Annotated in this window: 16 protein-coding genes; 7 read left to right on the top strand and 9 right to left on the bottom strand. The window is 50.5% G+C overall.

Going from position 1 to position 15,044, the window contains the following annotated elements; all coding sequences use genetic code 11:
- Window positions 1–47: 47 nt before the first annotated feature.
- The gene (locus tag AF331_RS20435; RefSeq protein WP_053429825.1) at window positions 48–317 is read right to left on the bottom strand and encodes a hypothetical protein; all 270 of its coding nucleotides are present in this window, start codon (window positions 315–317) and stop codon (window positions 48–50) included.
- 93 nt (window positions 318–410) lie between these two features.
- The gene (locus tag AF331_RS20440; protein WP_235576450.1) at window positions 411–755 is read right to left on the bottom strand and encodes a helix-turn-helix domain-containing protein; all 345 of its coding nucleotides are present in this window, start codon (window positions 753–755) and stop codon (window positions 411–413) included.
- Window positions 756–947: 192 nt separating this feature from the next.
- Between AF331_RS20440 and AF331_RS20445 the strand changes: the two genes are divergently transcribed.
- From AF331_RS20445 to AF331_RS20460, 4 genes are all read left to right on the top strand, one after another.
- On the top strand, window positions 948–1,772 hold the full coding sequence (locus AF331_RS20445; protein ID WP_053429827.1) for a MerR family transcriptional regulator: 825 nt from the start codon (window positions 948–950) through the stop codon (window positions 1,770–1,772).
- Window positions 1,773–1,804: 32 nt separating this feature from the next.
- Window positions 1,805–3,202: an MATE family efflux transporter gene (locus AF331_RS20450; protein WP_235576451.1), complete on the top strand. Its 1,398-nt coding sequence runs from the start codon at window positions 1,805–1,807 to the stop codon at window positions 3,200–3,202.
- A gap of 227 nt (window positions 3,203–3,429) precedes the next feature.
- Entirely contained in the window at window positions 3,430–4,692 is a 1,263-nt protein-coding gene (locus tag AF331_RS20455) for an Nramp family divalent metal transporter (protein WP_053429829.1), read from the top strand.
- A 129-nt stretch (window positions 4,693–4,821) separates the two neighbouring features.
- Entirely contained in the window at window positions 4,822–5,301 is a 480-nt protein-coding gene (locus AF331_RS20460) for a hypothetical protein (RefSeq protein ID WP_053429830.1), read from the top strand.
- 20 nt (window positions 5,302–5,321) lie between these two features.
- Here AF331_RS20460 and AF331_RS20465 read toward each other — a convergent pair whose 3' ends face one another.
- The 7 genes from AF331_RS20465 to AF331_RS20495 all read right to left on the bottom strand — a co-directional run bounded on the left by AF331_RS20465 (window position 5,322) and on the right by AF331_RS20495 (window position 13,712).
- Entirely contained in the window at window positions 5,322–6,413 is a 1,092-nt protein-coding gene (locus tag AF331_RS20465; protein ID WP_053429831.1) for an acetyl-CoA C-acyltransferase, read from the bottom strand.
- Window positions 6,410–7,870 carry an AMP-binding protein gene (locus tag AF331_RS20470; RefSeq protein ID WP_053429832.1) on the bottom strand — a complete coding sequence of 487 codons (1,461 nt, stop codon included), beginning with the start codon at window positions 7,868–7,870 and terminating at the stop codon, window positions 6,410–6,412. The genes AF331_RS20465 and AF331_RS20470 overlap by 4 nt, the downstream gene beginning before the upstream one ends.
- Before the next feature lie 100 nt (window positions 7,871–7,970).
- On the bottom strand, window positions 7,971–8,552 hold the full coding sequence (locus AF331_RS20475; RefSeq protein ID WP_053429833.1) for a biotin transporter BioY: 582 nt from the start codon (window positions 8,550–8,552) through the stop codon (window positions 7,971–7,973).
- Between the two features lie 181 nt (window positions 8,553–8,733).
- Window positions 8,734–9,168 carry a hypothetical protein gene (locus AF331_RS20480; protein ID WP_053429834.1) on the bottom strand — a complete coding sequence of 145 codons (435 nt, stop codon included), beginning with the start codon at window positions 9,166–9,168 and terminating at the stop codon, window positions 8,734–8,736.
- A 156-nt stretch (window positions 9,169–9,324) separates the two neighbouring features.
- Window positions 9,325–10,791 carry a glycoside hydrolase family 1 protein gene (locus tag AF331_RS20485; RefSeq protein WP_053429835.1) on the bottom strand — a complete coding sequence of 489 codons (1,467 nt, stop codon included), beginning with the start codon at window positions 10,789–10,791 and terminating at the stop codon, window positions 9,325–9,327.
- 66 nt (window positions 10,792–10,857) lie between these two features.
- Window positions 10,858–12,753: a beta-glucoside-specific PTS transporter subunit IIABC gene (locus AF331_RS20490; RefSeq protein ID WP_053429836.1), complete on the bottom strand. Its 1,896-nt coding sequence runs from the start codon at window positions 12,751–12,753 to the stop codon at window positions 10,858–10,860.
- A 107-nt stretch (window positions 12,754–12,860) separates the two neighbouring features.
- Complete coding sequence (locus AF331_RS20495; RefSeq protein ID WP_053429837.1) at window positions 12,861–13,712, bottom strand: PRD domain-containing protein; 852 nt, start codon at window positions 13,710–13,712, stop codon at window positions 12,861–12,863.
- A gap of 268 nt (window positions 13,713–13,980) precedes the next feature.
- On the opposite strand from AF331_RS20495, the gene AF331_RS22660 reads away from it, so the two are divergent.
- From AF331_RS22660 to lepB, 3 genes are all read left to right on the top strand, one after another.
- The gene (locus AF331_RS22660; protein ID WP_160316605.1) at window positions 13,981–14,118 is read left to right on the top strand and encodes a hypothetical protein; all 138 of its coding nucleotides are present in this window, start codon (window positions 13,981–13,983) and stop codon (window positions 14,116–14,118) included.
- Window positions 14,119–14,207: 89 nt separating this feature from the next.
- A complete protein-coding gene (locus tag AF331_RS22665; RefSeq protein WP_053429838.1) occupies window positions 14,208–14,420 on the top strand; it encodes a hypothetical protein in 213 nt (70 codons plus the stop codon).
- Between the two features lie 63 nt (window positions 14,421–14,483).
- Window positions 14,484–15,026 carry a signal peptidase I gene (gene lepB, locus AF331_RS20505; protein WP_053429934.1) on the top strand — a complete coding sequence of 181 codons (543 nt, stop codon included), beginning with the start codon at window positions 14,484–14,486 and terminating at the stop codon, window positions 15,024–15,026.
- Window positions 15,027–15,044: the final 18 nt, after the last annotated feature.

Below are 15,044 nucleotides of genomic sequence, written 5' to 3' on the forward strand. Positions count from 1 at the left end.
CAAGCCTGAGGAGGCGGGATTCCTTTTTATGTGTGGCGATTAACCGTCTAATGAGCCACCGGATGAAGCAGAAGGTACACGGCCGTCACCATGCTCCCGATTCCGATCAATCCTAACAGGGCCATTGTTATCATCCTGTTGATGCGATGCAACGCGAGCAGGCCATAATAAAGGACGGCTCCTACAACCAGGAAGAGAAGGAATCCCTTCATCTCGTGCGAGCCCAATGGATGGAGAAGCAGATTCAAGGCAATTCCCCCGAAGATGAATGCCCCGGCTGAAGCCACTACCTTGCCGGGACTGACAAACTGTTCCATGATTTCACCTCCGCCTGTCTTTCCATTTTATTCAGTATAACGGATTGGGGAGTCCCCCATCCACTGGGCGGTACCGGAATCACACATGGAGGATCAAAGACGATTTAGAATCATCGACACCAGTCCATAGAGCATACCGAAGGCAGGAAAGATCACCCACCAGGGCCACATTCTCCTTACACTCCCCGTTTCCCTGATGATGATCCTCTCCTGAAAGCTTTTATCCCCTTTGATCAATTCATCAAGTGATATCTTATACAGATCGCTCAAAAGGATCAGATTATCCAGATCGGGGTAGCATTTGCCCGTTTCCCACTTCGATATCGACTGCCTTGAGATATTCAGCTTTGAAGCCACGTCATCCTGGGACAGCCTGCACTCTTCACGCTTACGTTTTAAATTCCCTGCCAGTTCCATGCCTATCGACCACCTGTTCATTAGTATGGCTTCAGTATAATCCCACGCTCACGCCCCCGGAAGAAGCCATTGGTTGAACGTCCGCAACCTGTGGTTGCATTCCAAAGCTGCCATTCTTAAGAGCTGTATTCGCGTTTCATACTCCATATTCCTCCCATTGCTTGCTTTTGGGGTAGAATGGTAAAAACGATTTCTATGTAAAGGTGAGGGACCATGAGAAAACGATTGAAGATCGGAGAAATATCCAAACTCTTTAAATTATCAAAACCGACGCTTCGCTATTATGACGAGATTGGTTTATTCAGCCCTAAATATACAGACGAACAGAATCAATACCGCTACTATGGCGTCGAGCAGTTTGCCACGCTGGATGCCATCATCTTCCTGAGGAAGAACGGGTTTGCCATCAAGGATATCAAAGAACAGCTGGAGAAGCGATCGCCCGAGGGGACCCTCGACCTTCTTCAACGGAAACTGGAGGAGACCAGACAGGAGATCCGGGACCTGGAGATCATATCCCGCAAGATCCAGAACAAGATCACCACCATTGAAGAAGGACTGTCCCTGCTGAGGGAGACGACTGTCACCATCAAGGAATTCAGCGCCCGTTTCATCACATACTACTACAATGAAGGACCCGTAGATATGATCGAAAAGATGGATGAGATCCATTTGAGCGATATGGAGAGGATCTCCCAGATGTCCCACGTCTACGATGGATTTTTCACTGGGGACCTCGGCTTTGTCGTCGATTATCCGAGCTTGCATGAAGCAGGGCCGGTGAAATATAGCCGCATCTTCGACTTGAATGAAGACCATGCCTCGCCCCACTTCCTGAGAGGAGGTCTGTACGCCTGCTATCCCTATAAGGGGCCTTATGAAGATATAAAAGAAGCCCACCTGCACGTACTCGACCACATCCATACTCACGGCTACCATGTCGACGGGGAGGCAATCGAACTCTATATCCTTGATGAATCTGTAGTCAAGGATGAGAACGACTACCTGACCATGATCCAGGTTCCCGTGAAAAAATGATGATTGACCTTCAAGCTGCTTGAACGTTTACAATGACTTCTATCACCATCAATGGAGGTCCATTCATCATGGAAACGACAGACAGTCTATTTCTAAAGCAACCGGTGAAGAAAGTATTCCTGCGGTACTTCTTCCCGTCCATGTTCGGCCTGATGGTCATGGCCGTCAATATCCTGATCGACGGCATCTTCATCGGCCACGGCGTCGGTGAGATTGCACTTGCGGGCGTCAATGTGGCCCTTCCTGTATTCTCCCTCATCTTCGCCATTGCACTCTGGATCGGGATGGGGGGCGGGACGCTTTACTCCATGCACCTGGGACGCTCTGACCATCATGCAGCAGGAAGTTTCTTCAGTCTTTCCGTCATCGCCGTCATTACCCTGCTCGCTCTTCTCGGGTTCATGGGATACGTGAATATGGAGGCTGTGGGTAGCTTGCTTGGAGCAAATTCGGATACAGCCCCTTTCGCTCATGAATACTTGAGCGTCATGTTCCTATTCGGTTGGATCATTGCCCTTGAACAGGTGCTGAGCATCTTTGTCCGGAATGACGGAAGCCCCATTCTTTCCATGATCTCACTGGTCGTCATGGCGCTGGTCAACATCGGCATGAACTACCTGACGATTTTCGTCTGGGGACTTGGGGTGACGGGTGCTGCCGTCTCCACGGTCACAGGGGGAGCAGTCGGCGTCCTGATCCTCCTGTCCCATTTTATGAAAAAAGAAAGCTCCCTGCGGAAGCCGGCATTTGCATGGAGCCTCCAGCGACTTCTTCGTATCTTCTCCATCGGGTTCCCGAGCCTGCTGGCTGAGATGGGGATGTTCGTTTTCGTGGCAGGCTACAATGTGACGATCGTCCACCTCCTGGGGACAGATGGGGTGGCCGCTTTCTCCGTCATCAATTACCTTCATAGCTTCATGTTCATCACCTTCTTCGGGATCGAAGCCGCCCTGCAGCCCATGATCAGCTTCTATCACGGAGCCCGGGAAACAGGGCGCATCAAGGACAGCGTGAGGATCGGGGAAAAAGCCGCACTGATTCTCGGAATCGGATTGACTGGTATCGGATTGGTGGCAGCGCCACTCCTAGTATCCCTGTTCGGCATCGAATCGGAGGAAGTCCGAACCATGGCCATACAAGGACTCCGCCTCTTCTTCCTGGGATACTTCTTCCTTGGGTTCAACTTTGTCTATATGACCTACTTCCAGGCGACGGGGCAGATCGGGGCGTCTTCCCTGATCATCCTCTTGAGGGGATTCATTTTCCTTGTCACATTCCTATTGCTCCTGCCTGCTCTGATGGGATCAACCGGAGTATGGCTCGCCTTGCCATTTGCAGAACTGACGATGACGGCCTTGCTTTTCTTCTTCGTCAGGAGGAAGACACTCTCGGCAACGCATCTAACTGGGAAATTTCCCATCCACGGATGAACCACCACAACAGCCCAAGTCGGAAATCGACTTGGGCTGTTTTTCATTAAGTGGGCAGGAACACGTTTCTTATGGGCAAGGTTGTGGAAAAATAAAGTCATCTTTCTTTCGTTAAAGGCAGGGTTTCATGGTTTACAATTTCAGGTGACAGGAATATAATGACGTTAAGTTTGACCTAAGGAAACTTTTTAACCTTTAACTAACTATCATGAAGCAGGTGAACATAAATGAAGCAGTCAACAAAAACCACGTCTGCGGCAGAAGCCGTCCTGAGAGGGGATGTAAAAGGTTGGAAGAGGATCCTGCCATTCCTTGGACCCGCCTTCATCGCAGCCGTCGCCTATATCGATCCAGGGAACTTTGCGACCAACATCGCAGCAGGATCCACTTACGGCTATCAGCTGCTGTGGGTCATCGCCTTTTCCAATTTAATGGCCGTACTCATTCAATCTTTATCAGCAAAGCTCGGCATCGCTACAGGGCGGAATCTTCCTGAAGTTGCGAGGGACCGGTTCTCCAAGAAAACATCGATCTTCCTCTGGTTCCAGAGCGAACTCGTCATCATCGCCACCGACCTTGCCGAATTCATCGGTGCCGCCCTGGGTCTCCATCTCATCTTTGGGATTGGCATGGTGCCGTCGGCCATCATTACGGCCGTCGCCTCTTTTGCCATCCTGGAAATGCAACGCAGGGGATACCGGGCGTTCGAGACGACGATCTCCGCCATGGTCATCATGGTCGTCCTTGCATTCGCCCTGCAGACATTTTTCGCCCAACCGGACTGGGCAGCCGTCGGTATGGGGATCGTGACGCCATCCTTTGAGGGGACAGAGAGCATCATCCTTTCCGCAGGAATCCTGGGGGCCACCGTCATGCCCCACGCAATCTACCTTCATTCCGCTCTGACGAACAAGCGCATCGTCGGACGTTCGGAAAAGGAAAAGAAACAGATCTTCCGCTTTGAATTCATCGATATCGTCATTGCCATGATCGTAGCCGGTGCCATCAACATGAGCATGCTCATCATCGCAGCAGCCCTCTTCTTCGAGAAGGGCATGCGGATTGAGGATTTGACGGTCATGTTCAACGAACTCGGGTCCAACCTTGGTTCATTCACCGCCATCCTGTTCGGCCTGGGCCTTCTGATCGCCGGCCTTTCCAGCTCCTCCGTCGGAACGATGACAGGTGATGTCGTCATGCAAGGCTTCATACGCAGGCACATTAATCTCTACCTGCGACGGGCAATCACGATGTTTCCGCCGCTGATCATCATCATCTCCGGCGTCAATGCAACCAAGGCCCTCGTCGTCAGTCAGGTGATCCTGTCATTCGGTATCGCCTTCGCCCTTGTCCCCCTCATCATGTTCACCAGCAACAAGGAGCTCATGGGCGAACTGCAGAATCACAAGGTGACCACCACCATTGCCTGGATCATCTGCGGAATCGTCATCCTCCTGAACGGGTACTTGATCATCGATACATTCCTTTGACCACGAAAAAAGAGCATTCCACCCGGGATGCTCTTTTTCGTTGATTAAATTGTTCACAAATCTGTCACTTACGAAAGAAGAACCTTCCTTGGTATCCTTAGCTTCATTACAAATGAAGGAATGATCAATATGCCAAACTCTAAAAAAGAAGGTCTTATATTCGGGGTGATGATGTGCTTCGGAATGGTCATCGTCATGTCACTTTATAACGCTGTCATTAACGGCACCATTCAAGACTTCTCCATGTTCTCCGTGGTCGAAATCGTCATAGGACTCGTCATTGCCCTAGTACTGGATATCGCCGTTGTCGGACCCCTGGCCAGGAAGATTGCGTTCAGCCTCCCCATCGACCGTTCGAAAAAAATCAACATGATCCTCGCCATGTCATCCTGCATGGTCATTGGAATGGTTCTCTTCATGTCGCTCTTCGGACTTGTGACAGCCGTCTTCGCTCACGGGTTGGAGGTAGAAAACCTCTTCACAGCCTACCTCATGATTGCCGGGAAGAATGTCATCATGGCCTTGCCGCTACAGCTACTCATCATGGGGCCACTTGTACGGGGGTTATTCACAAAAGTAGTGAAACCACGCCTTACACCTGCTGCTTGATCCCTTGTGATTCCCGCCCATTAAACAACCTCGAACAATACCGCCAACCCAATTCCTCCCCCGCTTCCAATGGCCGCTAACACGAAGCGGACACCGTTCCGTCTCTGCACCTCATAAAAAAGCCTCGTCACCATGATGCTTCCAGAGGCACCATATGGATGACCGATCGTCAAAGCACCGCCCGAAACATTCAATCTTTCATAAGGGATAGAGAGCTCCGTGGCGCATGCGACAATCTTGGAGGCGAACGCTTCATTGATTTCGACCAAACCGATGTCGTCCATTGTAAGCTGATTCCGCTCGAGGATTCCCATGATCGCCGGGATCGGTCCTGCGCCTGGAAAGTGGGGATGAACCCCCACCACTTCACTGTCCACAAAACGAAGAATGGGCTTTAATCCGTTCTTCACCGCAAGGAACTCTTCCATCACCAGGACTGCCGCTGCCCCGTCGTGAACCCCGCAGCTATTCGCGGCCGTAACGGTGCCTCCCGGTTTGATGAGGGGTCTGGCCCTCTTCAACAACGCAGGAAGATTCCTCTTTTTCATCAGCTCTTCGTCTGTATCCACATCGGGAAGGGGAAGGATTTCCCGATGAACCATGCCATCCTCATGGGCACGCCAGCTCCGATCAAAACTGAGGAGGGCATACTCATCCTGGGCTTCCTTCGTAATGAAGAACCGCTCGGCCACCAGCTCGGCTGCTTCCGGCATCTTCGGGTCCCCAATTTCATCCGGTGAAAACCGGGCGCGTCTTGGGAACGGTGAGGTGCTGACGCTTTCTGCTCCACCTGCAATGTATGCATCCCCAGCCCCTCCCTGGATAAGGTGACAAGCAAGGCGGATCGCCTCCAATCCTGCACTGCACTGCCGGTCGATGGTCATTCCCGGTACAGCAAGTGGGATACCCGCTTCGAGACTTGCCAGACGCGCCACATTGCCACCTGGACCAACGACGTTTCCGAGGATGACATCACGAATGGGGACCTTGGCACCTCCGGCGAGATGACGGATGAGGGGAGCCGCCAAGTCATGGACCTCCAGCCCCTTCAAGATTCCTCCGGCCTTTCCAATCGGGGTTCGCTTCGCCTGGACGATCACGGACCGTTTCATACGCGAGACTCCATCTGTCTTCGGAGCTCAGCCCTGGCTACTTTTCCGCTCGTCGTATAAGGGAGGGAAGGGACGAAGAGCCACCGCCTGGGTATTTTGTATCCAGCAAGATGCTCTTTGCAGAAACGCTTCAATTCAAGTTTCTCCGCGTGTCCAACTACCACCGCGACGGCGATCTGTCCCCAGTAGGTGTCGGGCATCCCGATGACGGCGACTTCTTCCACCCCCGGATGGCGGGCAAGGACCGTTTCAATCTCTTCCGGAAAGAGATTGATGCCCCCGTACATGATCATGTTTTTCTCCCGTCCTTCAATGGTCAGGAACCCGTCCTTATCAATCTTGCCCATATCATGGACCGTTGCCCACCCGTCTTTATCCCTTATCCCTTCAATCGTCCCGTCTTCCTCTTCATAGTAGCCATCGATCAGGAATGGACTCCGGACATGGATCTTCCCGACCTCATCAGGAGAGGTGATGACCCCTCCGCTGCGATCACGGATTTCGATTTCCACATGCCGGCACGGCTTTCCGACAGTCGAGGTCTTGGACTGTCCGTCTCGACCCGTTAGGAAGGAGACAAAACTCAACTCACCCGCTCCATAAAATTCGATCATTTCCATATCGGGGAACATCATCCCGATTTTCGCTTTTGATTCCTCCGTCCATTTTGCCCCTGATGAAAGAAGCTTGAATGTCCTCTCCACACTCTGCCCGTCTTTCAGGAAGGCTTCGACCATCGTCGGGACTACATAGAGGGCTGTGATGGGACAGGACCCAAGCCACTCCATCGTCTGGCTTGGAGAGAATTTATTCAAAAGATACACCGTTCCGCCAAGATGAAGCGTACTGATGGCTCCGTAGAGGAAATGGGAGTGGAAAAGGGACCCCGGTATGAGAGCATGTACCGTTTCATCCAGTCCGAAGTCATGGACACTGCACTCGAAGCTCTTCACCCATGAATCATGGGAGCGTACGAAGGCCTTCGGACTGCCTGTCGTTCCAGAGGTGAACCCTGTATAGAAGGGAGGATTGTCTCCAGGTGGTGTGATGGTTGTGACATGCGTAACCGCTATTTCTTGAAGGCAATCACCAACCTTTCTCACCTCCGGGAATACCTCGTTCAAATAATTGAAGGATTTTTCAGTCGTGACAATAATGGAAGGTTTGGAGAGGGCCACCCGCTTCTGCAGTTCAGGCGTCTTCCATTTCATATCATAGGGGACGGCATTCCATCCTGCCATGGCTGCCCCTGCGAAAAACTGCAGGAAGTCGATCCCGTTCGGCAGGAGGATACCGATCGTCCGATTGCATGAATCCCTGGATTGTAGCCAAGCTGCTGTTCGCTCGACTGCTTCTGCCCACTCGCGATAGGTAACGTCTTTATCTTCTGTATGGATGGCCGTTTTTTCAGCTCTGATTTTTGCGTGCTGTGAATATGCCTTGGTGATGGTCGTCATCGTTTCTCTCCTTTTATATGGTCTGTTTTGACCCTTTCGTGGAATAGATGGCGGATTCCTTCTTTATAAAGCAAAAAAGGACACGAGTGTGTCCTTTCGATTAAGCCGTTTTCGATAGATTGCCTGTCCGTTTCAACGAGCCCAATGAGCGCATGATGACAGGATGGGTACGGAGCTTGTAGACGAGGATCGACCCGACCACTGCCTTGATGATATCACCCGGAATGTAGGCAAGGCTGACCTTCACCGTATCCATCACCGAAATGCCCATGACCATTGCCTGCACCGGGATCCCGATCAGATAGATAAGGAAGATGCCGACGGTAAGATTGACGAGCAGCACATGATGGAACTTCACTTTTTTGAAAAGGGACAGGACATAGCCGATGACAAACGCCGTGACAGCCCATGAAATGATGTAGCCTCCGCTCGGACCGACGAAAACACCGAGTCCGCCGCGTCCACCAGATAGAAGGGGTACGCCCGCGGCGACAAGTAGAAGAAAGACTGCCTGACTCATGAAACCCAGTCTAGCCCCCAGGATACCCCCCGACAGGAGCACACCCATCGTCTGAAGGGTAAGGGGAACCGGGGTGAAGCTAAGGGCGATGGACGGGATCAACCCGAATGAGCCCATTACGGCCGCGAAGACCGCCACTAATGTCATTTCTCTGATTTTCATATGATGATCACCTGTTTTATGTCATTTGATAGTTTTATCATAGACACTGGGAAGACTTATGTCAACTTAATTTTATAACAGGTTTACATATAAAGATTTCTCCTGATAAGAGTAGCCTCTAAACGAAAAACCACCGGACTGCTCCTGATCAGAGGCGGTCCGGTGGCACACAAGCAATCGCTTATTTTAATACATCATCCTTATAGTCGGTGTCGACTTCCCCAACGAGATAATCCCCGTCGACTTTCTCCATGACCCAGAACACGACTTCTTCGTCCTCATCCTCAGATTTCTTTGGACTTACCATGACGACTTCCCATGGGTTCTGGTATTGTTCATCTAAATCTTCCTCAATCTCTTTAAGCAGATTCTTTTTTTTGATGGTTTCGAAGTTCAACTTCTCTACCCCGCCCATCTCACGGACCATATCTGCAACCATATCGATTGAACCAACAAGATCGCTGTTACCCCCGACAATTTTATTATAGGTTTCTTCGTCGTTTTTAAGTGCGGCCTTATAAAGCGCTTCGACTGCCTTATCAGGTGAACTCCCAATCGAACAGGCACTTGTCAGTAAAACTAGACCGGCCATCAATACATACAGTAGTTTTTTCATGTTGAATCTCCCATTCTACTCTCTATTTTTAAACCATTGACTAGAATACGCCAAAAAGGAATATTATTCAATCTTTTTAGGTATTTACTAGTAGGTATTTGTGTTCATTGAATGCACAAAAAGAAGACGGCAGAGTCATCTGCCGTCCGGAAAGGATTATAGTTCTTCACCATTTGTTTCAATCACTTGTTGATACCAGGCGAAGGAGTCTTTCTTGGAACGGTTCAGGGTACCGTTTCCGTCATCATCTTGATCCACATAGATGAACCCGTAGCGTTTGGACATTTCCGAAGTCGACATGCTCACAAGGTCGATCGGTCCCCAAGCGGTGTAGCCCATGAGGTCGACACCGTCCTTCACGGCTTCCTTCATCTGCTCGATATGCTGACGAAGGTAGTCGATGCGGTACGGATCGTGGATGGAACCATCCTCTTCAACCGTGTCGTAAGCTCCAAGACCATTTTCCACGACGAAAAGCGGTTTGCCGTAGCGGGTTTGGAAGTCCTGAAGAGCCACGCGGAGGCCTTTCGGATCGATCTGCCATCCCCAGTCGGATGACTCAAGGTATTGGTTCTTCACTGCACCCTCGACTAGATTGCCGGCCGTTGCTTCGAATTCACCGTGGGTTGTCACGGAAATGGACATGTAATAACTGAACGAGATGAAATCTACCGGATACTGTTTCAGGATCTCGTCGTCGCCTCTTTCCTTGATGACTTCAATGCCGTTTTCAGCGAAATATCGGTTCATGAAGGACGGGTACTCCCCTTTGGCATGGACATCGGTGAAGAACAGATTGAGGTCGTTCATGCGCTGTGCCTTCAAGACATCATCCGGATGATTCGTGACAGGATATGTCTGCATGCGGGCAAGCATACAACCCACCTGTGCACCCGGTATGATCTCATGGGCAAGCTTCGTCACCAATGCGCTTGCCACGAATTGGTGGTGGGCAGCCTGGTAGGCAATCTGATCGCTTGTTTTCTCAGGGAGGCGATCGATGAGGACCCCTCCACCGGTGTACGGGCTGTGTGTGATCACGTTGATTTCATTGAACGTCAGCCAGTATTTCACGTAGTCCTTATAGCGGGTGAACACCGTTTCGGCGTAGCGGACGTAGAAGTCGATGACTTCGCGGCTGTACCAGCCGTTAAATTTGCGCGTAAGTTCTAGTGGTGTCTCATAGTGGGACAGGGTCACGAGCGGCTCAATATCATACTTCTTCAGTTCCTTAAAGACGTTCTCATAAAATTGAAGGCCTGCTTCATTCGGCTCGGCATCGTTGCCGTTCGGGAAGATCCTCGCCCAGTTGATGGAAAGGCGGAATACTTTAAAGCCAAGCTCGGCAAACAAAGCGATATCTTCTTTATAGCGGTGATAAAAGTCGATTCCGTCACGTTTCGGGAAACGATCGTCGATTTTACCCGCAAGGACATCCTCGATGTATTGGGAAGTCACGTCCATTTTTACGTTGAGTCCGCGCTTTTCCTTCGGGATATAAGGGACCATATCAGCTGTCGAAAGACCTTTACCATCAAGATCGTAGGCTCCTTCCACCTGATTCGCAGCTGTCGCTCCGCCCCATAGGAAGTCAGGTTTGAATCCTGTTATTGTTTTCGTCATGTTTCATCGTCCCTTTCTATAATGGAATGCTTTGGAGACTGCTGCTCTGCAGCCTCCAAGCGATACTTACTTCACTAATGTCAGCAGTTGTTCCCCTTCAAAGATCGGTCCGGATTCGTTCAGCGGCAGCACATCGAGATAATCGGCGGTGTTGGTGATGATCACCATGGTGACGGCCTCCAGACCCGCTTCCTTGATGGCATCACGATCAAACTCGACGAGTACCTGTCCGGCTTCGATCCGGTCATTCGTAGCGACATGGGCCTTGAAGTTCTCACCCTTCAAGGAAACCGTATCGATCCCGATGTGGATGAGGATTTCTTCCCCGTTGTCCCCCTTGATCCCGATGGCATGCTTCGAGTCGGCAAGGACCATGATCGTCCCGCTGATCGGCGCCACAATACGGTTGACAGATGGTTCAATCGCAATCCCTTTTCCCATGATCTCTTCGGCAAAGGTCGCGTCGGATACGTCTTTCAGTGGAACAATGGTTCCTTCAAGAGGAGACTGGATGCTTCCCTGTTTATCAGTAGCAATCGGTTGTTTCGGCTCACTATCTGCTTTTACCGTCGTACCGTCTTCCGGGATATCCTCGAACCCAAGGATCAGGACAAGGATGAACGGAAGGAGAAGCGAAAGGACGAACAGGATGATGGCAATGATGATCGCAGCCGATGCACCACTCGGATCTGCGAAGACCGGGAGGGAGAATACCCCCACAAGTCCGCCGAGTGCGAAGGCTTTGAATCCGTACCAGCCGGCAAACGCCCCAAGGACGGCACTGGAACCCAACGCGTATACAAATGGCTTTTTCAGTTTCATATTGACCCCGTACATGGCCGGCTCGGTGATTCCGATAGTGGCGGAGATCCCTGCCGAGATTGCCATTTGACGAAGTGCTTTATTCTTAGTACGTACAGCCACACCGAATGCGGAGCCGGCCTGTCCAAGGTTGCTGATGAACATCATCGGCTGTAGGACAGCGTCATTGCCGTATAGGTTCAAATTTTGGATGGCAATTGGAACGAATGCATAGTGCATTCCGGTCATGATGATCAACGGCATCAACCCAGCCATAAGGGCTCCGGCGACAGGACCTGCATGTGTGAAGAGCCACAGGAAGATATCAGATAAGCCGTTTCCTAGGTTGGTTCCAAGCGGGCCGATCACCCAGAGGGTAAGAGGCATAACAATCAACAAAGTGATCATCGATGAGAACATAAGTGAAATGACCGATGGAATCACTTTTTTCACTAAGTTGTACACGTACTTTAGCAGAATGACGCCGAGGATGATTGGTACGACGCTTGATGCATAGCTCAATACAGGAATCGAGATGAAATCTGCACCGAACAAGGTGAAGCTTTTCGCGTCGGTAAAACCGTTGGCTGCATTCATAAACGTCGGGTACATAAGCGTTCCGGCCACGGCAAGAGCCAGGTATTCATTGGTCTTCAGCTTGCGGGCTGCCGATACGGCCAGGAAGAACGGCATGAAATAAAACACGCTGTCTCCTATGGCATTAAGGACGGCATACGTATCTCCGGTATCCTTCAGCCATCCGACTGTAACAAACAGGGCCAGGAACCCTTTCAGTAACCCCGCACCGGCAAGGGCCGGCAGGATCGGAGTGAAGATACCGGAAATGAAGTCCATGACAGCAGACAACGCACCTTGCTTTTGCCCTTTGCCTTCCGGAGCACCCCCGGATCCGCCCACAAGCGGCTCGACCTCCTCGAAAACATCCGAGACCGTATTCCCGATGATCACCTGGAACTGATCACCTGAGAACTGGGCGCCAAGCACCCCGTCGATTGATTTGATCGTATCGATATTGACCTTTTCTTTGTCATGAAGATTGAAGCGGAGCCGGGTGACACAGTGCCACGCCTGATCGACGTTCCCTCCGCCTCCGATGTTTTCAACTACTTGTTCGGCCAATTCTCTATACTTCTTTGCCATCATTCGTTCCCCCTTTTTGTCCAAAAAAAATACCCAAACGGAATTGGCTCTTTGGCCGAATCCATTTGGGTAATGCCTGATCGAATCAGTAACAATCCACCATGAAACTATTTAGCTGATTGGTTGGTGACGCGCCACACGTGAAGCGTGAGATACAGGATCTCATTCGAGGACAGCGTCCAGCCGTACTGCTTGAGGAGCAGATGGGAGATTTTCTCCACTGCCCGGTAGGCTTTCTCATATTTGTTCTTCACGACCTCAAGTAAGGTGACATCGACTTCCTCGGGGTCGCCCTGTTCCTGTTTGAACTGCCGGATGAAGAAGTAGCGCAGATGCGTGATGAAGCGGGTGTAATTGAGGGAATCCTCATCAAGCTTCACCTGGAAGTGATACTGGACGATCTCGATGATCCGGTTAATCACTTCTGTCATCTTGAGTGTTTCTTCGATATCGGTTTTGCGTTCCTGCTGCCCGTTGACAAAATGATAGGTGATGAAGGTTTCTTCACTCTTCGGAAGCAGCACATCCAACCTGTCGAACACCTGCCGGATGGCATTTTTCGCCGCTGCGTATTCCTTCGGATAAAGATTCTTCACTTCCCACCGGTTCGTATCGGGATAGTCCACCCGTTCATTCGCCCGTTTGACGGCGAAATTCAGGTGATCGGCGAGGGTAAGGTAAATATTATTATTGAATGTGACCCCAAGCTCCGCCTCTGCATTCTTGATGATTTCCACTGAAACATCGAGGACCTCGGAATCAATTTCATCCAACACCTGCATCAATGGTCTGCGGGTCGATGACTGTTCTGCGACGAATTTGCGCCGGATATTCTCTTCGGGAATGGGATCTCCCTTTTTCCTTTGGAACCCTACGCCCGTCCCCATCACAATCCATTCAGTCCCTGATGAATCCTCTACCAATGCTACGTTGTTATTGAATGCCTTTGAAAATTTCATGGAACGTCCTCCATATCCCCTAAAACAACAAAATCCTATCTTAAAAACACACAGTGAACCTTTGTGCTTTTAACATAGGTAATGCCTGATCGAGTCAGTAACAATCCTGATATGACTTTGTACTCATACTATACTGCTTTGTGAAAACGATGTCAATAGTTTTGAGCTGCTATAAAAACCTCCATAATCTACCACCCCCACAAAAGCTTGACTTGGAGTCAACTCCAGATTGTAGCTGATTGTCGGGGCGGCAGGACTGGCCACTATCATGGGGCCAAAGCTTCTCCATCTGTCTTGGAATCTTGCCCTGTTTGGCGAAATCGTCCTCGTCGTATCGGCCCTCTTCTGGTCTTCAGCCAATGTGTATACAAAAAAATCGGACGTGATCACAATAATATCAAAATGACTCTATGGTAGCTGATTGACAGGGGGATCATTCTCCTTATCATCTCCCTGCTGAAAGAACATCATGAAATCGCCCATCTGAGTATCTATATGCCTTCCATGCTGGCCCTTTTATACAGCAGCATACTAGCGGCCGCTACACTCGTCGGATGGAACTGGGTTCTAGGGAATATAGAGGCTTCGATCGCCTCCACCTCCCTTATCCGTCACGATCGTTCAGACCACATTCTTAGGTTAATAATGGAAAATGAGCAAAATGGCCTGATAGGATTAGAAGGAATCATGGAAGAAGTGGTAGAATGAATGGAGATAGACCATCCCGCACTCGAAACCAGAGTGAGGACATGGAGAGGAGAGACTGAACCTGTGACGAAGAAAAAAAGTGAATCCCTGGAATGGATCAAGGCACTGGCCATCGCCATCATCCTAGTGGTCATCGCCCGTTCCTTCCTTATCACCCCGATCGTGGTTGAAGGGGCATCCATGAATACGACCCTTCAGGATAAAGACCGGATGATCGTAACGAAAATCGGTGATCCGAAGCGGTTCGATATCGTAGTGTTCCATGCCAATGAGCAACAGGATTACATCAAGCGCGTCATCGGGCTGCCCGGTGATACAATCGAATTTAAAAATGACACCCTTTACGTCAACGGCAAGGCCTATGATGAACCCTACCTCGACGACCAAAAAGTGGCCCGAGCAGGCGACCTGACCGAACCGTTCAAGCTGGAAGATACAGCAGTCGGCCAAAAGACCGTCCCGGAAGGCACCGTCTTCGTCATGGGGGACAACCGCCAGAACAGCGAAGACAGCCGCATGATCGGAGCCATTCCCATGGATCAGATCGTGGGGAAAACGAACTTGATCTACTATCCGTTTAAGGATTTTAAGATTATTCATAACTGATGATCGTAGGAACCCTGA

Origin of the sequence: Rossellomorea marisflavi (assembly GCF_001274775.1) — a bacterium.
In the GTDB taxonomy this organism is placed as follows: domain Bacteria; phylum Bacillota; class Bacilli; order Bacillales; family Bacillaceae_B; genus Rossellomorea; species Rossellomorea marisflavi.